The organism is Burkholderia anthinoferrum (genome assembly GCF_002925705.1).
GTDB classification, from domain to species: Bacteria; Pseudomonadota; Gammaproteobacteria; order Burkholderiales; family Burkholderiaceae; genus Burkholderia; species Burkholderia semiarida.
Genome location: NZ_LFZP01000019.1, coordinates 48,708 through 72,497 on the forward strand (window position 1 = coordinate 48,708; position 23,790 = coordinate 72,497).

Below are 23,790 nucleotides of genomic sequence, written 5' to 3' on the forward strand. Positions count from 1 at the left end.
CTGGTAAGCTGCCGGAACGCCGTGCGGTGCGCGGCGCCCGCCCATTCTTCACGGACAGTTCATGCGTTTCGATTCATTCCCGTTCGGCCGCCACGCGGCCGCCGTCATCGTCGCAGCAACCGTTTCGTCGGCCGCGTTCGCGCACGCGCATCTCGCGAAGAGCGACCCGGAGGCGGGCGCGATGCTGGCTGCCGCACCGGCCGCCGTCACGATCGACTTCACCGAGCCGCTGGAGCCGGCATTCAGCTCGATCGTCGTCGTCGACGCCGACGGCAAGACGGTGTCGAACGGCCGCGCGCGCATCGACGCGTCGAACCGCAAGCGCATGACGGTGCCGCTCGCGGCGCTCGCCACCGGCGCGTACACGGTGAAGTGGGTGGCCGTCGCGACCGACGGGCATCGCACGCAGGGCGCGTACGGCTTCGGCGTGAAGTGACGCAACGGGGGCGGCAGGCCTGTGCCAGGGTTGCTGCCCGCCTCTATCCGACAGGGAGTCTTCCGCATGAATCCGACGACGCTCGACGCACTCGCCGATTTCCCCCGTCAACTCGAAGCGCATTTCGCGGCCGTGCCCGACGGCTATGCGCGCTGGACGCCCGACGACTGGGCCGGCATACCGAGCGAGCATTTCTCGCCGCTCGGGCAGCTCTGCCACGTGCGCGACATCGAGATCGACGGCTATCACGTGCGGCTGCGGCGCATGCTCGACGAAGACCGGCCGCTGCTCGTGTCGATCGACGGCGACGCGCTCGCGGTTCAGCGGCGCTACGACGACGCGTATGCGTCCGACGTGCTCGCGGCGATCCGCGACGCACGGCGCGAGACGCTGGCGCTGCTGTCGCGCCTCACGCCCGAACAGTTCGAGCGTACCGGCGAATTCGACGGCTACGGCTCGCTGACCGTGCGCGGGCTCGTCCATTACCTGTGCAGCCACGACCAGCAGCATCTGGCCGGCATGCAGTGGCTGCTCGGCAAGATCGACGCGGCGCTGTACGCGCGCTGAGCCGGCCGCCGGCCGCGCGATCGACAGCGGAATCCGGCGTCGCCGTCGGTGCGGAAGACCTCCTTGCGCGGCTTCGACTGGATCGATTTTCTGGATAATCCATCCAGCCGCGGCCGGCTGATCGGCGGGGCGCGTGTGCCTACACTCCTAGCTTCGTTCAACGAAAAAAGGAGTCAACCGTGGCAACTCATACGCTCGCAGACAAGGTCGTCCTGATCGCAGGCGGCGCAAAGAATCTCGGCGGCCTGATCGCCCGGGACCTGGCGGGCCACGGCGCGAAGGCGGTGGCGATTCACTACAACAGCGCGGCGTCGCAGGCGCAGGCCGAGGAAACGGCCGCCGCGGTGCGCGCGGCCGGCGCGGAGGCCGCGACGTTCCAGGCGGACCTGACGACGGCGGCCGCGGTCGAGAAGCTGTTCGACGACGCGAAGCAGCGCTTCGGCAAGATCGACATCGCGATCAACACGGTCGGCAAGGTGCTGAAGAAGCCGTTCACCGAGATCAGCGAAGCCGAGTACGACGAGATGTTCGCGGTCAACAGCAAGTCGGCGTTCTTCTTCATCAAGGAAGCCGGGCGGCATCTCGAGGATCACGGCAAGCTCGTCACGCTCGTGACGTCGCTGCTCGGCGCGTTCACGCCGTTCTACGCGGCGTACGAAGGATCGAAGGCGCCGGTCGAGCACTTCACGCGCGCGGCGTCGAAGGAGTACGGCGCACGCGGCATTTCGGTGACGGCCGTCGGGCCGGGGCCGATGGACACGCCGTTCTTCTATCCGGCCGAAGGCGCCGACGCGGTCGCGTATCACAAGACGGCCGCCGCGCTGTCGCCGTTCAGCAAGACGGGGCTGACCGACATCGAGGACGTCGTGCCGTTCATCCGCCATCTCGTGACCGACGGCTGGTGGATCACGGGCCAGACGATCCTGATCAACGGCGGCTACACGACCAAGTAACCGGGCCGCCCGCGGCCGCGCGGCGCACCGCACTGGCGCGTTTGCGTGGACAATGAACGGGCGCGCAGCCACGAGGCCGCGCGCCCGTTTTCTCCGTGCCGCCGAAGCTGGCCGCGATGCGCGGCGAGCCGGCGGCGACCGTCGTTCGAACCCGGGTCTCCCGCCGATGGACAAGCTGGATCAGGTCAGGATCTTCCTGCAGGTTGCCGAGATGGGCAGCTTCATCAAGGCCGCGCATGCGCTCGACGTGCCGCGCGCGACCGTGTCGGCGGCCGTCCTGCAGCTCGAGACGGCACTCGGCACACGGCTGCTGCACCGCACGACACGCCAGGTGCAGCTGACCGCCGACGGCGCGCTGCTGGTCGAACGCGGCCGGCGCCTGCTCGCGGAAGCCGACGACCTCGACCGCCTGTTCCGGCGCCGCGACCGCGACGTGGTCGGGCGGCTGAACGTCGACGTGCCGAGCCGGATCGCGCGCCGCGTCGTGGCGCCCGCGCTGCCGTCGCTGTTTCGCCGCCACCCGAAGCTGCAATTGTCGCTCGGCTCGACGGACCGCGCGATCGATCTCGTGCAGGAGGGCGTCGATTGCGCGATCCGCGTCGGGCGGCTCGCGGACAGCAGCCTCGTCGTGCGGCCGCTCGGGCAGTTCACGCTGATCAACTGCGCGAGCCCCGACTACCTGCGCGAATGCGGCGTGCCCGAGCATCCGGATGCGCTCGCGCACGGGCACTGGGCGATCGGCTATGCGTCGCCGACGACGGGGCGCGAGCTCGGCTGGGAATACTGCGCCAACGGGCAGCGGCACGTGCTGACGCTGCCGAGCCGCGTGATCGTCAACAACGCCGAAACCTATATCGCCAGCTGTATCGCCGGAATGGGGCTGATCCAGATTCCGCGCTTCGACGTCGAGCATCTGCTGGCAAGCGGCGCGCTCGTCGACGTGATGCCCGGCCATCGCGCCGAGCCGATGGACGTGTCGGCCGTGTATCCGCACCGACGGCACCGCTCCCGGCGGCTCAACGCGTTCGTCGAGTGGTTCGGGGAGTTGATGGCCGATGCATTGAACGGCGCGGGCGCGAGCAGCAGCGGCGATTGAAGGCGACAACGCGCGGGTTTCCGCGGGCCGTGCCGCCGTTCGTCGGCCCGTGCGCCGAGCGCGCCGCGGGCGCTCAGGCGGCGAACTGCCGTGTGCGCCCGGTCGCCCGTACCGCGTCGATCAACGCGGCGCCGACGCCCGCGGGCTTCGATGCGAACGCGTAAAAGCGCGCGGCCGGCAGCGCCGGCAGGCCGTCTTGCGGCCCGCACGCGCGCAGGCCGTCGCGCAACTGGCTGCGCGCGAGCGCCGTGACCGCGAAGCCGGCGAGCGCGGCCGACATGCAGCCGGCCATGCTCGCGCTTTCGAACAGCACGCGAAACGGCCGTAGCGCCGCCGCGAGCGCGGACACCGCGGCTTCCCGGTACACGCACGGCTCCGGAAACAGCGCGAGCGGCACGCGTTCCTCGGCGTCGAGCGCCGTATCGGCCGCGAACGCCCACACGAGCGGCTCTTCCCACAGCAGCTCGCCGGGCGTGTCGACCTGTCGGCATTGCTTGCCGAACACGACGTCGAGCCGGCCGAGCGATTGCTCCCGCAGCAGCGACGCGGTGATGCCGACCTTCAGTTCGATCGAGGTGTGCGAATGGTTGTCGCGGAACGTGCGCAGCACCTGCGGCAGCCACGTGCCGGCGAAATCCTCGGACGCCCCGACGCGCAGCGGCCCGTGCGCCGGCGCGCCGCGCAGCCGGGCGCGCACTTCGCGCTCCATGTCGACGATGTTGCGCGCGTACGCGTACAGCGTGTCGCCGGCCGGCGTCAGCGCGATCCGGCGGGTCGTGCGCGCGAGCAGCACGGCGCCGGCCGCCTGTTCGAGCCGCTTGATGTGGCCGCTGACGGCAGACGGCGTCAGCGCGAGGCGCTCTGCGGCCGGCGCGAACCCGCGGCTGTCGACGACTTCGAGAAACGTGCGCAGCAACGCGATGTCGAGTGCGGTCGATGCGGGGGAGGGCGACGGTTCCATGGATCGATTCAACGCAATATATGAGTAATGAATGATGATACTCCGGGAATCGTGATGAAAGGCCGGCCTACCATCGTATGTTCAAGCCCCTTTGGCGGAGTACACGATGACGACCTATGCGCATGCGACGACCGCGTCGCTCGACATTGCCTATCTCGAATGGAACCCGCGCGGCGAACGCGTGGCCGTGCTGCTGCATGGCTGGCCGGACAGCCCGGTCGGCTGGGAGCCGGTGGCATCGGCGCTCGCCGCGCGCGGCTATCGCGTGCTGGCGCCCGCATTGCGCGGCTTCGCGCCGACGCGCTTTCGCGACGCGTCCGAGCCGCGCAGCGGCCAGCTCGCGGCGCTCGGGCGCGACCTGCTCGAATTCGTCGATGCGCTCGGTATCGAGCGGCCCGTGCTGGTCGGGCACGACTGGGGCGCCCGCGCGGCCGCGAACGCGTGCGGGTTGCAAGACGGTGTTGCATCCCAGCTCGTGATGCTGTCGGTCGGGTACGGCACCAACGATCCCGCTCAGCCGCTGTCACTGCAGCAGGCGCGCAACTACTGGTATCACTGGTTCATGGCGACGCCGCGCGGCGAGCAGGCGCTGCGCGACGATCGGCGCGCGTTCGCGCGCCTGATGTGGGATACGTGGTCGCCGCCGGGCTGGTATCGCGACAGCGATTTCGACGCAGCGGCCGTCGCGTTCGATGGGCCCGACTGGATCGACGTCGTGCTGCATTCGTATCGGCAGCGCTGGGGCTTCGCGCCGGGCACGCCGGCCTATGCCGACGACGACGCGCGGCTGAACCCGGCGCCCGTGCTGGCGGTCCCGACGCTCGTGCTGCACGGCGGCGCGGACGCCTGCAATCATCCGGACAGCTCGGCCGGGCGCGAGCGGTTCTTCGCCGGGCGCTACGCGCGGCAGGTGCTGGACGGCGTGGGGCACTTTCCGCAGCGGGAGGCGCCGGCGGCGGTCGCGGACGCGATTCTCGGGTTCTGCGAGCCGGGTTGACGCGCGCCGGCCGACCCGGCGCGCGAAGGATCAGCCGCCGACGCGCGGCGCGAGCAGGTCGGCGAGCCCGATGTTCCTGAACATTTCGCGGCGAATGCGATCGCCGACGCGGAACACTTCCTCGGCGCCGTCCTGCGACGGATCGACGAACACGCGGTAGGGGCGCTTGCCGGCCGGCGCCGCGACGAGCTCGGCAATCGCCGTGGCGACGGCGCCGGCGTCGGCGTCCGCCGGCTCGAGCGCGGCGAGGCCCGTCAATGCCTGGTCGGCGACGCCCGCGTACGGCCCGCTGTCGTAGGCGGCCTGCACGGCGGTATCGGCCGGCTTGCCGGCATGGAGGAAGTGATTCGTGCCGCGGGTGAACGCGCCCGGCACGACGATCGACGTTTCGATGCCCCAGCGGGCGAGTTCGGCCGCGTAGGACACCGCGAGCGAGTCCATCGCGGCTTTCGCGGCGAAGTAGGGCGCGAGGAACGGTGGGGTGCCGCCGCGCGCCGACGAGGACGACACCCACACGAGCAGGCCGCGGCCTTGACGGCGGAGGTGCGGCAGCGCCGCGCGGTTCACGCGCTGGGTCGACACGACGTTGACGTCGTAGAGCTGCGCGAGCTGTTCGGGCGTGAAGGCTTCGGCCGGCCCGAACACCATGTGGCCCGCGTTGTGGACGACGACGTCCAGATGGCCGTGGTCGGCGATCACGCGCTCGATTGCGGCATCGACCGATGCGTCGTCGCCGACGTCGAGTTCGATGGTGCGCAGATCGACGCCGTGTTCTTGCGCATAGGCGGCGACGGCGGTGGCGCGCGGCGCGTTGCGCCCGGCGAGCTCGCGCATCGACGCGTAGACCGTGTGACCGGCGCGGGCGAGCGCCTGGGCCGTCAGCAAGCCGAAGCCGCTGGACGCACCGGTGACGAGGACGACTTCCTTCATGAGCGATCTCCTGGCGAAAAGACGAATGGCCGCGAGCGGTCGGTCAGCACATGCCGCCGTTGGCGCGCAGGATCTGGCCGTTGATCCACGCGCCGTCCGGGCCGGCGAGGAATGCAACGACGCGCGCGATGTCGTCGGGCTGGCCGAGCCGCTCGAGCGGGTTCAGCTTCGCGAGCCGATCGACGAGTTCGGGACTCTTGCCCTGCAGAAACAACTCGGTCGCGACGGGCCCCGGCGCGACAGCGTTCACGCGGACGCCGCGCCCGCGCATTTCCTGCGCCAGCACCTGCGTGAGGCTTTCGACCGCCGCCTTGCTGGCGACGTACACGCCGTAAGTCGGCATGCGCATGCCGATCACGCTGGTCGACAGGTTGATGATGCGTCCACCGTCGCGCACCCGCCTGGCCGCTTCGCGGCAGACGTTGAACGTGCCTTTCACGTTGATCGCGAACGTTTCGTCGAACAGCGCATCGTCGCAGTCGGCGATGGCCGCCAGCTTCATCACGCCCGCGGAATTGACCACCACGTCCAGGCCGCCGAATGCGTCGTGGGCGGCGTCGAACAGCGCGGCCACGGCCGCCGGGTCGGCGACGTTCGCCTGCACCGCGACGGCATGGCCGCCGTCGGCGACGATCGCGTCGACCACTTCGCGGGCCGGGCCGGCGCTGCCGGCATAGTTGACGACGACCCGGAAGCCGTCCCGGGCGAGCTGGCGGGCGATTTCCGCGCCGATGCCGCGCGACGAACCCGTGACGAGGGCGACCTGTTCCGATGTGCTCATGTCCTGCTCCTGGTGAATGGATGAATGCCGTTCGATCCGGCGACAGGACTACTGTAGGCTTCCTCGATCAATAAAAATAATGAATAATGATCAGTCGATGAATGACTGAAAGTATGTCTCATGGGATTCGACAGCAGGTTGCTCAGTGGTATCGGCGTGCTCTCGGCGGTGATCGAGGCCGGCACCTTCGCGCGGGCGGGCGAGGCGATGGGGCTGACGCAACCGGCGGTGAGCCGCGCGGTCGCGCGGCTGGAAGAGCGGGTCGGCATCCGGATCTTCAACCGGACGGCGCGCGCGATCACGCTGACCGACGAAGGGCGACGCTTTTACGAGGCGGTCGCGCCGCTGCTGGCCGGTATCGAGGAGGCGGCGCTCGACGCAGGCCAGTCGAAGGCGCGCGTGAGGGGGCGGCTGCGGGTCAACGTGGACGGCACGTTCGGCCACTACGTGCTGGCGCCGCGGATGGCGGAATTTCTCGACCGCTTTCCCGATCTGTCGGTCGAGATCAGCGTGCGGGACCGGATGGGCGACCTCGTCGCCGACGGCTTCGACGTGGCCGTGCGCTTCGGCATCCCGGAGCCGTCGTCATATCGGGCGCGACTGCTGCTCGAGACGCGCGTGCTGACCTGCGCGTCGGCGGCCTACGTCGCGCGTCACGGCGAGCCGCGGCACCCTCGGGATCTCGCGGACGGTCACCGGTGCGTGCTGATCCGCGATCCGGTGACGGGGCGACCGTACGAATGGGAATTTCATCGCGGCAAGGAAGTCGTGCCGGTCGACGCCGCCGGCAGGCTGATGGTCAACGATACGGGCGGGCTGCTCGGCGCGTGCCTGGGCGGCGTCGGCATCGCGCAACTGCTCGAGCTCTATGCGCGGGACATGCTCGCCGACGGGCGGTTGGTCCTGCTATTGCCGGAATGGACCGACGAGACCTTCCCGCTTTACGCGTATCACCACGCGTCGAACCTCGTCGCCGCGAAGGTGCGGGTGTTTCTCGACTTCGTTCGCGAGTTGACGGGCTGAGGACGGCAGGCCCCTGTCGGTCACTCGACGCGGTGAGGAACGCGCGGCCAAAACAAAAAACCCGCGAAGCGGCGAGCTTGCGCGGGTTTCGACAGTGGCAGCGCGGGATGCTGCGAAAGACTGGTGCCAGGGCCGGAATGAAATAATTCTATGTGAGGCCCGTAGTATAAGGGTGTTGCTTGTGTGGTGTTGCTGAGTTGCCCCCAGAGTTGCCCCCCGCGCTTCTGGCAGCCGCAGAATTCATATCGCTCTGCTGCGTGTGCCGTTCGGGCGAGGTCGTTCAGAAGATATCAACAAGCGTATCAGCGTAGGCTCGATCAGTCGAAGGCCGGTGCCGTGCGGAACGTTGCTGTGCCGCCGGAAGCAAAAATATCTGGAGATTTGGAGATAGACGGTTGTATCGGCCTGTAAGCCTTGTCTGGCAAGGCTGTGGTTATCTCCAAGTCTATCTCCAAAGTACACATTTTCTTGGAGATAAAGTTGGAGACAGACTGCTGAGCTATGGCGTCCGCACGACGACGTTGAGAGTTGCCCTGCCTTCTGGAACGCTGCGCGCAAAGAACGCCCCGCGCGCCCACACCCCCGAGCCGGCGTTACGCTAGAAAGTTACTTTGCAACCGTCGCATCACGTCAGTGATCGGCACGAGGACGCGCGGCATAATCGCGACAAGATTGATTCGGGGGCTGGCTGGCCGCGCAGCGGGTGCACATCACACCTGCGGTGGACTCGTCGCCGTCAATGCTTCTGCTACTTGCCACAGGCGAACCGAATCCGCGCTCGTGGCGGATCGGGGCTGTTTGGCAACGTGCGAGTTCCCGACGAGCAGAAAGCGGGGGCCGTAGAATGCGCCCTGAGTCGCTGTGGGGTCGACTGCCGCCTGCAAGAGCGAGTCCGTGGCCCATTTCACATCCATGGACGGTACAAGTCGGAACGATAGCCTCTTGCGGGTTGAATCAGTACCCATATTCGGACCGCTCGTCTGAAGGTTGGTGCGTGTATGGCCTGGATGGGCACTCGTACTGAGCAGGGGCCAGCCACGCTCGCGCGCAATTTCTGCCAATCGATTTGCCAACAGCAGGCAGGCTAACTTGGACTGCGCATACGCCGTCATGGGCTTGTACGACCTTTCGCCTTGAAGGTCGTCGAAATTGATTTTGGCACCAATTGCGGCGCTGCTTGTCATCGTGGCGACGCGAGGAGACTTCGCTCCAAGCAGAAGCGGCAACAGCAGATTGGTCAGTGCGAAGTGGCCTAGGAAATTGGTCGCAAACTGTAGCTCGAATCCGTCGGAGCTCAGTACACGGGTCGGCGGCATCATGATCCCTGCGTTGTTTACGAGCACGTCGAGAGGGCGTCCCTCCTCGAGCAACTGGCGACCAAAATTCCTCACACTCGAGAGGCTTGAGAGATCCAGCGTGCGGACCTCAATCGATGCCCCTGGAAACTCCTTGCGTATATCCCGGCGGGCGGCATCGCCTTTCGACTCGTTGCGTACAGCCATGATGACGTCGGCACCAGCCGCCACCAATCGCCTAGTCGCCTCCTTGCCGGTGCCGCTATTGGCTCCGGTAATTACAATACGGCGCCCCCGCTGATCAAGAGGTTTGTACATTCGCGTTTCTCCTATGAGTTCATTCGATAAAGCGGGGCTCTGACGCGGACAGCCGGCAGGCGTTCAGCTTCAGCCGACAACGCACGTGCAGCTGAGAAATGGGTCTGGTGTTGGACGGTCCGGGTGGACCCGCAGGGATGACTTCGGTGAAGTACACCGCATAGTGTAGTTTTCTTGGCGAAAAGTAAACTCACCGGTGTAAATTTTCGGCTGCTTAGGCAACCCATCCCGACGTGGCTTAACCACTGCAAGTGGCCGCAAACCGACGAATGCGGCCGGCGGTTACCGACGCCATGCCGCGCAGCTTGGTGATCCATCGCGGCGCTCTCTTCGCGCAATCCGCGATGAACCTTGTCCAGACGTTATTGCGTCAATGGTTAGCGATGCCTGGCGCGGCACGCACGAACTTCCTGCCGGGCAACCAATCGGAAAATTCGCATAGCCTGACTTGGGTGTCCGCTCCCTGAGCCAGACGGGACGCCTCAACGTCTCGCCGTTGACGCAAACCAATGACGCTTCATGGCTGAACCCGGACCGACGATGTAGTTTTGCAGCATCGTTGGTGGCCGTGGTCGCCGACGGCGGAAGTCGACCCATTGTTACCGGTCGGAATCGCATTATCCGGCGTCGGAATTAGAGCCGACAGCAGTCATTGAGACAATAATTCGACGACTAAATGCCCCCACGTCGCGCACATCCCACAGCGATGCTGCCGACAAACCACGCCTTGAGCAATTGAACCGCCTGTTTGGTTCCGGCACTGGCGGGATGGACGAGGTAGTATCCGGCGTCCAAGGCCAGCGCATTATCGAATGGCTCGATCAGTTCTCCACGAGCCAGTTCCGCTTCTACCAGCAGGGGGCCGGTAAGCACAACGCCTTGCGCGCGCACTGCGGCGTCGATCGCCATCAACGACTGGTCGAACCTGATACCGGTAATGGTGTCAATCTGCGAACCGTCGAGACCGCTGAATCGAGCAAGCCACGTGGCCCAGTGCGGGTGTAGCGTGTTATGGAGCAGTGTCGCCGTGCGCAAATCGTCGGGGCGCTTCAATCGGCGCTGCTTCGCGTATGCCGGATGGCAATACGCGCGTGCCTCGTCATGGCACAGCAGTTGAACGGATAGTCGTGCATCCATCCCGTCGAAATGCCTAACCGCGAGATCGACGCCATCCAGTTCGAAGTCGACCATCGTTGTCGATGTGCTCAGGCTCAGCGCAATCCCGGGGTTTGCCTGCAGGAAGTCGGCCATGCGTGGGGCGAACCACTTGGCAGCGAAGCTCGGCGGCATCGACAACCGCACGCCGCTACCGCGACGCTCACGAATGCGATGGCTCGCATGAATAAGCTCTGCCAGGGCGGGTTGAATCTGCGCGAAGTAGGCGCGACCATCCTCTGTGGGCGTTACCTGCCGTATCTGGCGCACGAACAGGGCAACGCCGAGCCATTCCTCAAGCTTCTGAATCTGCTGCCCTATCGCACCAGGCGTCACGTTCAGTTCTCGGGATGCAAGAGTAAAACTGCCGTGCCGCATGGCAGCTTCGAAGGCAGGCAGGGCTTTCAGCGGAGGAGTCGATCGCATAGCTCAGTTTTTCTATTCCATAGTCGACATTAAATCATTTGTAGAGCACACCGGTGCGGAACACAATCGGGACTTCATCCGCTTTCCTGGTGCGCTGACATGAATCCCGCCTATTTCGCCTTCGCCGCCCTCGGGTTCATCTGGGGCACCAACTTCCTGTTCATGAAGTGGGCGAGCGTCGATCTGGCTGCCAGTCAGATCGTCTTCCTGCGCGTGCTTTTCGGCTTCATCCCGCTGCTCACGGTCGCGCTATTCACTAAGGCGCTCAAATGGCGCCATCTTCGGCACGCTCACCACTTCGTGGTGATGTCGCTGCTTGCGACCGTGATTTACTACTATGCGTTCGCGAAAGGGGCCGGGCTGCTGTTCTCGAGCATTGCCGGGATGCTAAGCGGCGCCATCCCGCTTTTTTCCTTCCTGTGCGCATGGGCACTGCTGCGCGAGGAACGCCCGAACGCGCGAATGATCGCGGGCATCGTCTGCGGATTCGTCGGCGTACTGCTGATCGCGCGTCCGTGGAATGCGCACGCGGCTGGCGTCAACCTGCTCGGAGTCGGCTATATGATCGCCGGCTCGCTCAGCGTGGGCTGCTCGTTCGTGTACGCGCGCCGCTTTCTTTCCGGCCTGGACCTCTCACCGCTCGCGCTGTCGACGTGGCAGATCGGCTTCGCACTGGTCCTGATCGGCTGCGTCACGGATTTCCACGGCATCGTGCGTGTGACGGGCGATGCGCGAGCGCTGCTCGGCCTCGTCCTGGGACTCGGTCTGACGGGCACCGGGATCGCTTACATCCTTTATTACTTCATCGTCGGACGGCTCGGAGCAGTGGCCGCGTCCAGCGTGACGTACATTCCACCGGTCGTTGCGTTGCTGATGGGTTCGTGGCTTGCGCAGGAACCGATCGGCGCAGTCGAACTGTTCGCGATGGGCGCAATCCTCGGTGGTGTGTTTCTGCTGCAACGTAGCCGGCAACCACGCGCAGTCGCGGCGCGCGGTCCGGCGAAGGCGGCCGGTTAGGGCCGCAGTGTCGTATGAATGAATGCTTCGATGAAATATCGCGCAGACCGCAATTCGGCATCTCGACAGAAGTTCACGGGCGAGTGGTCGGCGTACCGGTGCCCGATGCCATATGAAGCTGACATCCGTGCCATCGGCGCGCAGCGGTCGGCAAATCTATCCAACTCATACCAGCGTAAACAAACATGTCTTCACGGGTCCCCTCGACCATATTCGTCATCGGTGGAACGGGCGCACAGGGATTGCCCGTCATCCGGGCGCTCGTCGCCGACGGCAAATATGCCGTGCGCGCCTTGAGCCGAGATCCTGAATCGCGACGGGCCATCGAGCTCTCCACTCTTGGGAACGTCTCGATCGTGAAGGGCACGTTTGCCGATGAAGCGGTCCTGCGTGACGGTTTTCGTAATTGCAGCGCAGCGTATATCAATCTCGATGGATTCAACACCGGGGAGAAGACTGAGATTTATTGGGCCATCCGATGCTATGAAATAGCCATCGAAGAAGGAGTCAAGTTCTTCGTATACGGAAACCTCGATTACGCGCTCAAAAGGTCCGGATACGATTCCCGGTTTCGGACAGGCCACTATGATGGCAAGGGCCGCGTAGGGGAATGGATTCTGTTCCAGAACCTGACAAACCGGGACCGGATGGGCGCCGCGCTGCTTACGACCGGTCCGTATATGGAGATGGCCGTCTCGGCAATGACACCAATGACGCCGTCCGTGGAAAGCGGCGTCGTTACGTGGCGGGTGCCACTCGGTGACGGCGCCGTTCCGCATGTAGCGCTTGAGGACTGCGGGTACTACGCACGTTGGCTTTTCGACAATCCGGAGCGTGCGAATGGCATGAATCTCGAGGTCGCGATCGAGCATGTCGAGTATGCGAAGCTTGCCGAGGCGTTCGAAGCCGTGACCGGACATCCCGCGCAATATATTGATACCGACCTCGAAGCATACTGGAGCGGACCGCTCAAGGCCGCAGCCGATTTGCCGTCCGGATATAACGCCGATCTCCGCGACAAAAGTACGATGAGCTTCCGCGAAAACTTCACTGGCTTCTGGAATCTGTGGAAGTACGGGATCGTCAAGAGAGACTACGCATTGCTCGACGAAATTCATCCCGGGCGAATCAGGACGGTCGAACAATGGCTCAGGCGCGAAGATCAGTTGGGACGAGCACTGGGCAACGGAGGCCTCTGGGAACGGGTTCAGCCTGAAAATCTGCTCAGATCGCCGCCTGTCTTGAAGCTGTCCGAAGACAAGAGGAAGGGCGCGTTATAAGTTCCTCGCGAACTTCTGGCTCAACTGCAAAACGCCTCACTACTTGCCACGCGTTTTCTCACGCTGCGATGCCGGCGAAGATCGTCGACGCTCAACGTCCGAAGCTGTCGGCAAGGCGGCCAACGAGGAACGACATGCCAATGTCCGGACATGGCCGAACTGAGTCAGACAACCTGACACTGTCTGCTTGGTCTGGTCCAGTCCTATACAGATGAGAGACTGGACGCACTTTTGGAGTGCTGCCACTTGGGCAATGCGGACCGATATCCATCCGGAACCGCGCATGCGCCGCCTCGCGCCTTTAAGCTGCTCGCTCCACCACCCAGCGAGCCGGGCTCTAGCAGGGCGTGAGTTGAACGGCGCGCGCGCTTAGACTGCGTCGCGTACCCGCATGATCGTCTGGCGGCTCGTGCCAAATCGCCGAGCAAGCGCGGCCACGCTTGCCCCCGCGTCCAACTCGCGCAGCACGTCCGCCCGCTGCTTGTCCGACAGGGCGGACGGCCGCCCCATCGCCTTGCCTTCCGCCTTCGCGCGAGCGATACCAGCGTGCGTGCGCTCAATCAACAGATCCCGCTCGAATTCGGCCACCGCGTTCAATACCTGCATCGTCATCCGGCCTGCCGCGCTCGTCAGATCTACGCCGCCGAGGGCGAGACAATGAACGCGGATACCGCGTTCGGCCAATCCTTCGACCGTGGCCCGCACGTCCATCGCATTGCGGCCGAGTCGGTCGAGCTTCGTCACGATCAACACGTCGCCTTCTTCCATCTTGACGAGCAACTGCGCAAACCCCGGCCGCTGATCGGCGCTTACGCTCCCCGAAATGCTTTCCGACACAACGCGGCGCTTGTCGACCGAGAAGCCGGCCGCCTCGATCTCTCGTAACTGGTTCGCGGTGGTCTGGTCGGACGTACTGACGCGGGCATAGGCAAAGGTTCGGGACATATCGGGCACTCAATCTGTACGAAATGGACGTCCGAATATAAGGCAATGTCCAAAACGTTTCAACCCTTATTTACGGACAGGGCAAAATGCCCCTGTCCGCAAGGGATCGGTTTTGGACAGGCGCATTTGATTGGAGGCCGATTGCCTTCTGGTCGGTCGCTGGGACAGACAGGAAGTGCCACTATTCGAACTACAACAACCAACCCGTTTGAGTCCTTAGGCACTTCCTCGTGACGACGGCGGGTTTCAAGTCTCAAACGGTCGCTGCCTCCGATCGATTAGCATATGGCGATGTCGCCGTTGAAGCGGGCTGCAAATTCGCTCCGATTACGTCTAATATGAGGGCCTAGCAATGATCACAGAAGCCAAATTCAATCGACTCTCCATTGCGGTTCGTGATTTCGAAAAGTGCATAGAATTTGCGGAAGAAGCGAAAGGCCACTCTCAATCTAGCCTTGCATACGAAGCAATCGTCTTTGCCGCAATCGTGTGCTATTACAGGCCATTTTCGCCAAACGAAAGGGGGCCGGCTGAGGCGACCTCGAAGCTGGAGCTTGGTGACTTCGGAAACTTGACAGCGCCTGAGATTGAACTGCACGAAAAATGTAAGGAATTGCGTAACAAAGCGATTGCACATTCAGAATACAAGTACAACCCCACACGTCTTGATACGTCGAGCGGTGTCATAGCAACCATGCCGTTCTCGTTGGCCCAACATGAACCAAATTTGGCAGCCCTATCGACCTTGGCGAGAAAACTAGCCGAGGAGTGCCATCATATGCGAGCAGACTATGTTTGCAGTCGTCGAAATTCTGCCGGATTGGAGTCCGTTCCGGGCACGAATCCTGACGGGAAACGCACCTCTGCCCGCGCAAATTCGACGTAAGACATTTAGAGTAGGGTTTCGATGTTCGGCTGGAGCAAGCGTTCGGACCTACGGCTCAGGTGAGCGGCGCTTAATGGCCGAATTTGGTCCGATGCAAGATGGATGGCCGGTCCGCCACAAGTCGGGCGGCATCCGCCTCAGATCGACCCGCTGCAGCCGTTCGTCGCCGTCACAGCGTTGACCGATTTCACGTTCGAGCACTCATCGGTTGGCGCATCGGTGCCGACCTAACTCTGAAGGCTCCCGCGTCCTGCTGTCGAGCGAAGCAGTGTCTGGCTATACTCTTACTCGCGTACGTTGTTCGGCCTTGCTCGGGGGCGGAATGAATCGATCAAGTGATCCGTACTCGCGGTTAAATAGAATGCTCAATAATCGAGATACTGAGGAAGTGCGCAATGTTGCGAGAAGAACTTAGCAAGATTAAAAGTGCGATCGAAGTATCGCGTTCGGTTGTCTTGAAACTGCCGACAAGATTTGGTTTCAAAGAGCATGATATATACGATTTTAGCGGATTCCTGTCTTTTTTTGATTGGACGCTTAGTGATCGGCCGGTAAAAATAGATATGTCTGAGTGCAAAACGGCCAACTACCAAGCACTCTCCCTATTGGTTTTGTACGCATGGCAGCTTCGTTCCCAAGGTTGCCGCGTCTCGTTTGCCGAATCCGAGGACGGCGAAGGTCCTGGAGCGATGTGGCGCCTGATGGGCGCGAGGGGGCTATTTTCCGTCTTGCCGAATGAAACGCAACGGTTTAATGGTGCGAAGTTTAAGCCATTATTTGCCGTGCGCAACGCAGAAGATTTTAAGCTGGTTATAGAGTCGGCGGAATCGTACACAAAAGATTTTAATGTTGAATATGGCAGCACTCTTCGATATGTTCTTGGTGAGTTGCTTTATAACACCATGGAGCACGGGAAACGATATGCAGGAGAGGCTTTAAAAAATATCCGCATACCGTCGATTGTGCAGTTCACATGGTACAAAAAGAGAAACGAGATACACTTTATTATCGCGGATATTGGTATTGGTGTTAAAGCCCATCTCGAGCAGGCGTATCCAGGGCAGGAATCAGACGAGGCCGCGATAAAGTTAGCGACAAGGGCGAAGGTTTCTGGAACCTTCGGCAGAAACGATCCGTATCGCAATAAAGATAATGCGGGCATGGGTCTTTACATCTCGACGAATATCATAAGACGTCTAAATGCCGACATGTATGTCGTGTCTGGTAACGGGCTCGTGCATGTGTCTCCGCGAGACGTCACGGGACGAACGATGGCGCAGTCTTGGCCCGGCACGTTCGTTCTGGTTACTCTAAAAATTGAAGATAACCCGACGTTTTTCCTGCACAAGCTGATGCAAGAGTTTCGAGAGGCGGCGACAAAGGAGCAAAGTGCTGCTGACACTCAAGAGGCTGACGAACGCTTCTATTTGAGCATCTTCAATTATTTTGGTAGCTACGCCGAAGATAAGGAGGCGGCCATAAAGTTCCGCGATACGCGACTTTTTCCAGCCGTCGAGTCTGGGAAAATAATACTGGTAGATTTTGAGAGAGTTACAAGCTCACCTCATAGCTTCTTGAGCGCTTTGCTAGCGTCTCCGATAAAAGTAATGGGTCTTGCCGCTTTCAAACGAATCAAGATAGTAAATGCACCTCCAGAAATCCGCGAAACAATTGACTTTATTTTTGATGACAATACCTGACGCGTTTTGGGTGTACGTGCGCGCTCCTGCGGAAGGCTGATCCAGCTCGCACGTGTTATACCGATGCTGACATGAATTCGAGGGAGCGGCCGAAGCCGAACGCGGCCGGCCACTGCCCTGTGATGCACGACCGGTGCAGATCGAGCCACCTAGGTCGGCCAAGATTTTTGAATGCGGACGCTCAAGATCCACTCGATTGATAGGGTGAGCAGCCCGCGGACTGGATTCCGCATATTGCTCTCCCCTCGGCGACTGTAAGCCAGCGTTTTTCAACGGCGATTGCTCGGTGAAGCAGACGGTGACAGTTTGCACAGAGTAGAGCCAGGTCAGAGAGGCGCGTGATTCGGATGCCCGTACTTGACAGTGGAATGAGGTGATGGGCTTCGAAATGAGCCTCCTTAAGTGCCGTATTGGTAGAAGGCGGCGGAGCGCCACACATTTCGCAGAACAACTTCCCGCTGCCACGCCTTGATGACAATAGCCGCTCCCTCAACTTTGGTTCTCGCTCCCGGCGCGAATGTAACTCGGTGACTAAACGCCCCTCCGTGAACTCGGTATCGAGGACCAATGGTCCGGCGGACTCGGATGCAGTGAGGCCAGCGCGGATTAGGTTAGCCAGTGATTTCACCGCTGCGGATGATGCCCCAAACTCTGACCACACGGCACGATCTGTTTCTGACACGTTCCCTAACCCTTTGCCAGTTGCAATCTGCCGTAAATTTTGAAGTTTGAATGCCACACCATCTGGATTTCGAAAAGACTCCTTCCTTGATGCCTCTGCGTGATAAGGAAATCGACGAAGGACTTCGGATAGCGCCTTTACTCGTTCATCGGAGCTGGATGGAATCCTTCCATCCAGATCGAAGTAGAGATCAAGCGCGAGGATTGTCTCGTCGCGCGTCCATTTTGGATTCCCATGTCCGTGCGTGCGGGCCATAGCTACCGTGTCCTATATCGATAATTGGCGATCGTACTCGTTGTACCGGACATCCGATCATTGCTCAACCGGCGACCTCTCCCTGGCCGGTGGTCTGCTGGTCCCCTTGCCGGTCCGAATTTCCGCAACCGACCTGTTGCAGCCGCTGAGCTTTAAGGAAAGCTGGCACTCAACGTCATAGCTCAGCGGACGACAAAAAAGCGCAACTCCTTGGCCGAACAGTGACACCATGTATTACGGTCTTAGATAATCCGAGACAAATCTTTTATGGGGGCAGACCTTTCGATATAATTGCGGTACTTGTTAGCACCTAATCGAACACGGCTCTAGGAATCTGTGGGCGATGCAAGGAAAAAAGGCGGGGAATGCTCAGTCGTTGAGCATATTTCGTCGCGCTGACGAGAGGGTGCCGGGGATGTGCTACCAACACATCCCGCCGGCGATTTTTGGCTTGGCTGCCTGTTCCATAATTGGAGGAACCACAAGAGCCACCGCGCCTAGGAAACGCATAGCTCTTGTTAGGACGAATGATACCGCGCGCGGCGCGCCGTGCAAAGTAACTTTGCAAAGTTACTTTGCGCGTCTCCCCCGAACTTCATTGCGCCCGTACTTTGATAGTACGGCGTGGTTTATTGCTGCCGCTTTCCTCCTTCTTGCGGAGCAGGCCATTTCTGAACAGAAAATGGCTCTTAAGATTCTTCGACTTATTGGTGTGCTGGATTGCGTCGGCGTCAAGAAAACGACGCTGTATCGCTGGATTCGTGAAGGCAAGTTTCCAGCGCCGGTCCAGTTAGGGGCCAGGAGCGTCGGCTGGCGCGCGCAAGACGTCCAGAACTGGGTCGAATCCCGCCAATCGACGCGGGAGCAAGCATGAGCGCGCCCTCCCTTATGATCGATCGCGGCGGCCCGTATGGTCGCGCGATGGGCGCGGCCGTCGGGGCGCGCGATGCCGCGTTCGTGCGTTGCCGCGACGCCCGCCTCCGCAAGCTCGCAGGAATCCTCGATGACATCGAGGGTTGCTTCTGGAATCGTGGCGATGACGCCGGGAAGGTCGTAGCGATCGCCGTCACGCTCGCCTCGACGCTCGCGCTCGAAGCCCCGCACCTGACGACAAAGCAACTTGGCACCGCCTGCGAGAAGTTCGTCCAGGCGATCGCGGCTGCTGAGCAGGATTCGGCGAACTATCGTCGTCGGCAGTATCGACAGCTGCGGAAGGCCTATCGTGCGCTTTACAACGACATTGATGCGCAGTGCACGGACGGGACGCGCCGCTTGCAAGTTAGTGCCCTGCTGCGCGGTGTCGCGCTCGGCCAATCACTGGCGCAGGGCAGCTCGCGACTGGATATCGAACAGCTTAAGCTGGCGACCGCCGTGCTCAAGGGGGAGGCCGCCTGATGCTCGCCCGAAGTCGCTTTGCACTAGGCAATATACGGCGTGGGCGTCGCGATTTGCGTCGTCCAGCATCGCGCGGTATCCTGTGCGCGTCGCTGAGACAACAGCGACCGGGATTTGCAGCCCGACAGTTCCAAGGCGGACGACCGCCGCAGTGCGGTTTTTTTACGTCCGTGTGCCTTCGCGCGCCTCTACGATCAATGGGTGGGCGACGGTGGGGAGGCTTCGGCCTGCCGGTTCCCTTGGACGCCGGTCTGCAAACCCTGCCGTCTGCCCGCCCACCCCAATTTGCAGTGGGGAGCGGGTTCAACCCGTCCAAGGAGGTCGCACCCAATGCGCCAGTCGTCGCACGCCCATACCGGGCAGCAATCCCACCTCATTCAATCCATCGTCCGCGCAGCACTGCGCGACGCAGCAACCGCCAGCACGTATCAAGACGCGCTCGACGCAACCGGCGCGGCATTGGCCGCGATTGCGGCGCTCGTCCGTGCGGAGGTGCGCCATGGCTGAGCTGCGCTGCAAGATTGGCGATCTGGCGATCGTCACGAAGTGCGATGCGCGCTCGCGTATCGGCATGCTGGTCGAGGTGGCATCGGCTCGTCCGACGCCCGATCACGATTGGCGTGTGCGGATCTTGGGCGGCCCCGTCACGGGGCGCAGTGTCTACGGTCGGCGGTCCGGCGATTTCACGCACGCAGCCGTCCACGACTGGAACCTCACGCCGATTCGCGGCGAAGCGGAGCTGGATTGCACGATCGACGTCCGGCACCTCCTCGCATCGATTCTGGAGGTGCGCCATGTCTAAATACCGCCTGCCGAACGAAGTCACGATGATCGCCATGTGTGCGGCCCATCAATTCGCCCAGCTCGAAGCCCTGTTCGATGCTGTCCGTTCGCATCTTGCGGAGGGTACCTACGAGCGCGCGCTCGTCGACATGGGGCAAAGCGTTGCGAGCCGCTATTCGGCCGAAATGCGCCGCACTGCGCAGCCGGAGGTGTGCCATGACTGACCAGCGCATCCGAACCGCGGTTGTCGACGGATTCGACAACGCACCGCCGCTGGATACGGGCGCTCCGATCGAGCTGCAATTCGCCGTCGACCTGGGCGCGATCTGCGCCGACGCATGGCTCGACCTGAAAGGCGACGTGCGGCTGCACGACTATGCGGCGCATCAGGCCGCTGCGTTCGCGCGCGGTATGGAAGCCGCCATGCAGGACGCAGGCGACGTCGACGCGCACCGCGTGACGATCAGCCGCCAAGCGTTCGCGGCCGGCCTGATGGGGCGTGTGCAGCAGCACCTGTTCGCGGCGCTCGGCCTCGTTACGCGCGAACCGCGCACGACGCACTAAGGGACGGCCATGGCAAAGACGAACAAGAACGCCGAGCAACCGCTCGCGCCGCATTTCGTGGCCGAGGTGAACCGCCCCGATCACAACCGCATCGGCACCCGGATCAGCGATGCAATGGAGCTGCTGGACAGCCTGCATTGGGCGGCCGACAAGGCCATGTCCGATGACGACTACTGGCTTGTGCTGAGCCTGTTCCGCGCGTCCCTGCCGTCGATCGGCGCGGCGCTGGAGGCGGCCAACGACGCACTCGGCGAGTCGCGGCTCGGCCGCTACGTCTACAGCAACGACGTCACGGCCGGCGGAGCGGTTCTGTCGGTGCCTCGCGCGGCCGGCTGACGCTGCGCCGCTAGGCATCGCCGCATCATTCAATTCTTCGCGCGTCGGGTAGCTGCTTACCCGATATGGACTACTAATCGGAAGCCGACCGACGCGCGTCCAGTGGGAACCTATGAGTAACGCACCCATGTCCGAATTCGAGCGGGCGAGAGTCGCGCTCGGCTATGTCCCGCCCGACGACCGCGACACGTGGAGTCAGGTGGGGATGGCGCTCAAGGCCGAGTTTGGCGAGGAGGGCTTCGCCCTCTGGAACGAATGGAGCCAAGGCGCGCAGAACTACAACGGCAAGGACGCCCGCGATGTGTGGAAGTCGTTCAAGGGCGGCAAGATCACCATCAACACGCTGTTTCACCTCGCCAAGCTCGGCGGCTTCGATCCGCGCGCGCATCGAGCAAAGCCCGTCGATCCAGCGGAGCGCGAGCGGCAGAAGGCCGAACGCTCGGCCCGCGAAGCTGCCGAGCTGGCCGAACTGACCGAGAAGCAGCAAGCTGCGTCGGCGCTCGCTGAGTCGATCTGGTCGGCGGCCGAGCCCGCGCCGGTCGATCACCCGTACCTCGTTCGCAAGTGCATCCCGGTCGACGCGCTGCGCGTCTATCGCGGCGGCTTGTGCATCGGCACGGCCGCATGCGACGGCGCCCTCGTCATCCCGGCCCGTGACGCCGACGGCAAGCTGTGGACGCTGGAGTTCGTTCTCACGGACGGCCAGAAACGCTATCTGCCGAACGGCCGCAAGGCAGGCTGCTTCTCGTTGATCGGCGGCCCGCTATCTTCCGGGCCGTCCACGCTGCTGATTGGCGAGGGTTACGCCACGTGCGCGACGCTCGCGGCCGCGACCGGCTATCCGGCCGCCGTCGCGTTCGACGCCGGCAACCTGCACGCGGTCGCGACGGCGCTGCGCGGCCAGTATCCGGCCGCCCGAATCGTCGTGTGCGCCGACGACGACCACACCACGAAGGGCAATCCGGGCGTGACGAAGGCCCGCGCGGCGGCCGATGCCGTCGCCGGCATCGTGGCGGTGCCCGACTTCGGCTCGAACCGCCCGGCGGCCGGGACCGACTTCAACGACCTGGCTGCGCACGTCGGCCCGGATGCGGTGGCCGCCGCCGTGCGGGCAGCGCTCGCGCCGGCCGGCTCGGCTGACGTCGGCAAGGGCAAGGCCGCTCCAGCCGCCGCGAAGCCCGCCAAGCGCCCCAAAACGGCCCGCGCGCAGGACGGCAAGTCGCGGTTCGTCGTCGACGACAAGGGCGTGTGGTTTCACGGCTTCAACAATCAGGGCGATCCGCTCCCGCCGCATTGGGTCAGCACGCGGATCGACGTGATTGCGGAGACGCGAAACGAGATGAACAGCGAGTGGGGCTACCTGCTCGAATTCACCGACCGCGACGGCATCCTGAAACGGTGGGCGGTGCCGGCCGGCCTATTTGCCGGCGACGGCACGGAGTTGCGCCGCATGCTGCTCGATATGGGCGTGAAGCTCGGCGTCACGCAGATCGCCCGCACGCAGATCGCCAACTATATCCAGATGGCGCAGCCGGACGCGCGCGTGCGCTGCGTGCCGCGCGTCGGCTGGCATCACGGCGCGTTCGTGCTGCCCGATCGCGTCATCGGCACCGGCAAAGAGGCGCTGATCTATCAAGCCGACACGCCGATCCAGAGCCAATTCAAGGAGCGCGGCACGCTAGAGGACTGGCGACGCGAGGTCGCAGCCTACTGCGTCGGCAATAGCCGGCTGCTGTTCTGCGTCGCTACCGCCTTCGCTGGTCCGCTGCTGCACTTCTCCGGCCTTCAATCGGGCGGCTTTCACCTGCTAGGAACGACGTCGAAAGGCAAGTCGACGGGCGGCGTTATCGCCGCGTCCGTGTTCGGCTCGCCGGACTATGTGCGGAGCTGGAAGGCGACCGACAACGCGCTCGAAGCGGTCGCGACGCAGCATAGTGACGCGCTGCTGATCCTTGATGAAATCGGGCAGGTCGAGCCGCGTCTGGTCGGCGATGTGATTTACATGCTCGCGAACGAGTCGGGCAAGGCGCGCGCGTCGCGTAGCGGCTCGGCAAAGCCGGTTCTCACGTGGCGGCTGCTGTTCCTGTCGAACGGCGAAAAGAGCGTGTCCGCGCTGATGGCTGAGGGCAACAAGCCCATGAAAGGCGGTATCGAGGTGCGCTTGCCTGCGATTCCGGCCGAGGTCGGCGAAATGGGCGTCGTGGAGAAGCTGCACGGCTTTCCGACGCCGGCCGCGCTGATCGAGCATCTAGAGCGGCACGCCGGCATGCACTACGGCACGGCGGGGCCGGCCTTCATCGAGTGGGCGTCGTCGCAGGCCGGCGAGCTGGCCGAGCATCTGCGCATGCGCGTCGATGAGCTGGTCGGTCAATGGGTGCCGGACGGTTCGCATTCGCAGGTCGCGCGCGTCGCCAAGCGGTTCTGCCTCGTTGCGGTGGCCGGCGAGCTGGCGACGGCGCACGGGCTGACCGGTTGGCCGCAGGGCGAAGCGGTCGAGGCCGCGCGTCGCTGCTTCGAAGGCTGGCTCGAACTGCGCGGCGGCACGGGCAACTCGGACGAGGCCGAAGCCGTGCGGCAGGTGCTGCACTTCCTCGTCGCACACGGCGACAACCGTTTCGTGTGGATGAACCGCGCGCAGGACGACCATCGGCCGAACGCGCCGCATCGAGCGGGCTGGAAGCGACTTGTGAAACACGACAGGAGCAGCATCGCGATTGAGTCGAATCAAGCCTATTACGCGGAGTTCGGCGACAAGATGAGCGCCGAAGATGCGGAGTGCGTCGAGACGGAATACCTGATCGAGTCGACCGTGTTCCGTAAGGATGTGTGCGCCGGCTTCGATCACAAGATGGTCGCGAACGCGCTGATAAAGCGTGGTGTGCTGAGGCCCCGCACCGACGGCTATCCGTACCGACGTGAGCACATTCCGGGACATGGCCCGGCCATGGTCTACCGTGTGCTGCCGTCGATCTTCACGCTCGAACTGTGAAAGACGCCGCCGCCGTCCGG

Annotated in this window: 25 protein-coding genes; 18 read left to right on the forward strand and 7 right to left on the reverse strand. The window is 63.2% G+C overall.

The window, feature by feature from the left end; translation table 11 throughout:
* The first annotated feature begins 61 nt into the window (after positions 1-61).
* The 4 genes from copC (at position 62) to C5F75_RS05310 (ending at position 3,052) form a co-directional block, all read left to right on the forward strand.
* Positions 62-436 carry a copper homeostasis periplasmic binding protein CopC gene (gene copC / locus C5F75_RS05295; protein WP_060010165.1) on the forward strand — a complete coding sequence of 125 codons (375 nt, stop codon included), beginning with the start codon at positions 62-64 and terminating at the stop codon, positions 434-436.
* A 66-nt stretch (positions 437-502) separates the two neighbouring features.
* Positions 503-1,003: a DinB family protein gene (locus tag C5F75_RS05300; RefSeq protein WP_059576802.1), complete on the forward strand. Its 501-nt coding sequence runs from the start codon at positions 503-505 to the stop codon at positions 1,001-1,003.
* A gap of 179 nt (positions 1,004-1,182) precedes the next feature.
* Positions 1,183-1,956 carry an SDR family oxidoreductase gene (locus tag C5F75_RS05305; RefSeq protein WP_006478064.1) on the forward strand — a complete coding sequence of 258 codons (774 nt, stop codon included), beginning with the start codon at positions 1,183-1,185 and terminating at the stop codon, positions 1,954-1,956.
* 166 nt (positions 1,957-2,122) lie between these two features.
* Positions 2,123-3,052, forward strand: coding sequence for a LysR family transcriptional regulator (locus C5F75_RS05310; protein WP_060010169.1), 930 nt, complete (start codon positions 2,123-2,125; stop codon positions 3,050-3,052).
* 73 nt (positions 3,053-3,125) lie between these two features.
* Here C5F75_RS05310 and C5F75_RS05315 read toward each other — a convergent pair whose 3' ends face one another.
* Complete coding sequence (locus C5F75_RS05315) at positions 3,126-4,013, reverse strand: LysR family transcriptional regulator (RefSeq protein WP_060010172.1); 888 nt, start codon at positions 4,011-4,013, stop codon at positions 3,126-3,128.
* Positions 4,014-4,119: 106 nt separating this feature from the next.
* Here C5F75_RS05315 and C5F75_RS05320 point away from each other — a divergent pair, with 106 nt between their 5' ends.
* Positions 4,120-5,010: an alpha/beta fold hydrolase gene (locus C5F75_RS05320; protein WP_060010251.1), complete on the forward strand. Its 891-nt coding sequence runs from the start codon at positions 4,120-4,122 to the stop codon at positions 5,008-5,010.
* A gap of 30 nt (positions 5,011-5,040) precedes the next feature.
* Here the strand turns inward: C5F75_RS05320 and C5F75_RS05325 are convergent, their stop codons facing one another.
* Together C5F75_RS05325 and C5F75_RS05330 are read right to left on the reverse strand one after the other, a co-directional pair.
* Entirely contained in the window at positions 5,041-5,940 is a 900-nt protein-coding gene (locus tag C5F75_RS05325; RefSeq protein ID WP_060010176.1) for an SDR family oxidoreductase, read from the reverse strand.
* 43 nt (positions 5,941-5,983) lie between these two features.
* Positions 5,984-6,721 (reverse strand): SDR family oxidoreductase, encoded by a 738-nt coding sequence (locus tag C5F75_RS05330; protein ID WP_059576789.1) that lies wholly within the window; start codon positions 6,719-6,721, stop codon positions 5,984-5,986.
* 120 nt (positions 6,722-6,841) lie between these two features.
* Here C5F75_RS05330 and C5F75_RS05335 point away from each other — a divergent pair, with 120 nt between their 5' ends.
* Positions 6,842-7,744: a LysR family transcriptional regulator gene (locus C5F75_RS05335; protein ID WP_059576787.1), complete on the forward strand. Its 903-nt coding sequence runs from the start codon at positions 6,842-6,844 to the stop codon at positions 7,742-7,744.
* A 710-nt stretch (positions 7,745-8,454) separates the two neighbouring features.
* On the opposite strand, the gene C5F75_RS05345 is transcribed toward C5F75_RS05335, so the two are convergent.
* Together C5F75_RS05345 and C5F75_RS05350 are read right to left on the reverse strand one after the other, a co-directional pair.
* On the reverse strand, positions 8,455-9,357 hold the full coding sequence (locus tag C5F75_RS05345) for an SDR family oxidoreductase (RefSeq protein ID WP_060010179.1): 903 nt from the start codon (positions 9,355-9,357) through the stop codon (positions 8,455-8,457).
* 672 nt (positions 9,358-10,029) lie between these two features.
* Positions 10,030-10,938, reverse strand: a complete 909-nt coding sequence (locus C5F75_RS05350; protein WP_060010182.1) for a LysR substrate-binding domain-containing protein — start codon at positions 10,936-10,938, stop codon at positions 10,030-10,032.
* A gap of 99 nt (positions 10,939-11,037) precedes the next feature.
* Between C5F75_RS05350 and C5F75_RS05355 the strand changes: the two genes are divergently transcribed.
* A complete protein-coding gene (locus tag C5F75_RS05355) occupies positions 11,038-11,955 on the forward strand; it encodes a DMT family transporter (protein WP_060010184.1) in 918 nt (305 codons plus the stop codon).
* Positions 11,956-12,140: 185 nt separating this feature from the next.
* Positions 12,141-13,235: an NmrA family NAD(P)-binding protein gene (locus tag C5F75_RS05360; protein ID WP_060010187.1), complete on the forward strand. Its 1,095-nt coding sequence runs from the start codon at positions 12,141-12,143 to the stop codon at positions 13,233-13,235.
* Positions 13,236-13,604: 369 nt separating this feature from the next.
* Here the strand turns inward: C5F75_RS05360 and C5F75_RS05365 are convergent, their stop codons facing one another.
* Positions 13,605-14,180 (reverse strand): recombinase family protein, encoded by a 576-nt coding sequence (locus C5F75_RS05365; protein ID WP_060010189.1) that lies wholly within the window; start codon positions 14,178-14,180, stop codon positions 13,605-13,607.
* A 352-nt stretch (positions 14,181-14,532) separates the two neighbouring features.
* Between C5F75_RS05365 and C5F75_RS36180 the strand changes: the two genes are divergently transcribed.
* A complete protein-coding gene (locus tag C5F75_RS36180; protein WP_144029739.1) occupies positions 14,533-15,066 on the forward strand; it encodes a hypothetical protein in 534 nt (177 codons plus the stop codon).
* A gap of 395 nt (positions 15,067-15,461) precedes the next feature.
* Positions 15,462-16,766 carry an STAS-like domain-containing protein gene (locus C5F75_RS05370; protein WP_081075313.1) on the forward strand — a complete coding sequence of 435 codons (1,305 nt, stop codon included), beginning with the start codon at positions 15,462-15,464 and terminating at the stop codon, positions 16,764-16,766.
* Between the two features lie 181 nt (positions 16,767-16,947).
* On the opposite strand, the gene C5F75_RS37590 is transcribed toward C5F75_RS05370, so the two are convergent.
* On the reverse strand, positions 16,948-17,703 hold the full coding sequence (locus C5F75_RS37590) for an HNH endonuclease (protein ID WP_081075314.1): 756 nt from the start codon (positions 17,701-17,703) through the stop codon (positions 16,948-16,950).
* A 598-nt stretch (positions 17,704-18,301) separates the two neighbouring features.
* Here C5F75_RS37590 and C5F75_RS05380 point away from each other — a divergent pair.
* From C5F75_RS05380 to C5F75_RS05420, 8 genes are all read left to right on the forward strand, one after another.
* A complete protein-coding gene (locus tag C5F75_RS05380) occupies positions 18,302-18,577 on the forward strand; it encodes a helix-turn-helix transcriptional regulator (RefSeq protein ID WP_017432796.1) in 276 nt (91 codons plus the stop codon).
* A complete protein-coding gene (locus C5F75_RS05385) occupies positions 18,574-19,098 on the forward strand; it encodes a hypothetical protein (RefSeq protein ID WP_060010192.1) in 525 nt (174 codons plus the stop codon). Before C5F75_RS05380 ends, C5F75_RS05385 begins: the two co-directional genes overlap by 4 nt.
* A gap of 330 nt (positions 19,099-19,428) precedes the next feature.
* Positions 19,429-19,605, forward strand: coding sequence for a hypothetical protein (locus tag C5F75_RS05395; RefSeq protein ID WP_099316733.1), 177 nt, complete (start codon positions 19,429-19,431; stop codon positions 19,603-19,605).
* The gene (locus tag C5F75_RS05400) at positions 19,598-19,900 is read left to right on the forward strand and encodes a hypothetical protein (protein ID WP_060010196.1); all 303 of its coding nucleotides are present in this window, start codon (positions 19,598-19,600) and stop codon (positions 19,898-19,900) included. The genes C5F75_RS05395 and C5F75_RS05400 overlap by 8 nt, the downstream gene beginning before the upstream one ends.
* Complete coding sequence (locus tag C5F75_RS05405; protein ID WP_006765346.1) at positions 19,893-20,105, forward strand: hypothetical protein; 213 nt, start codon at positions 19,893-19,895, stop codon at positions 20,103-20,105. The genes C5F75_RS05400 and C5F75_RS05405 overlap by 8 nt, the downstream gene beginning before the upstream one ends.
* Positions 20,098-20,445 (forward strand): hypothetical protein, encoded by a 348-nt coding sequence (locus tag C5F75_RS05410; protein ID WP_009908645.1) that lies wholly within the window; start codon positions 20,098-20,100, stop codon positions 20,443-20,445. The genes C5F75_RS05405 and C5F75_RS05410 overlap by 8 nt, the downstream gene beginning before the upstream one ends.
* 9 nt (positions 20,446-20,454) lie before the next feature.
* The gene (locus C5F75_RS05415; RefSeq protein ID WP_060010202.1) at positions 20,455-20,781 is read left to right on the forward strand and encodes a hypothetical protein; all 327 of its coding nucleotides are present in this window, start codon (positions 20,455-20,457) and stop codon (positions 20,779-20,781) included.
* Between the two features lie 127 nt (positions 20,782-20,908).
* Entirely contained in the window at positions 20,909-23,770 is a 2,862-nt protein-coding gene (locus C5F75_RS05420; protein ID WP_060010205.1) for a DUF927 domain-containing protein, read from the forward strand.
* Positions 23,771-23,790: the final 20 nt, after the last annotated feature.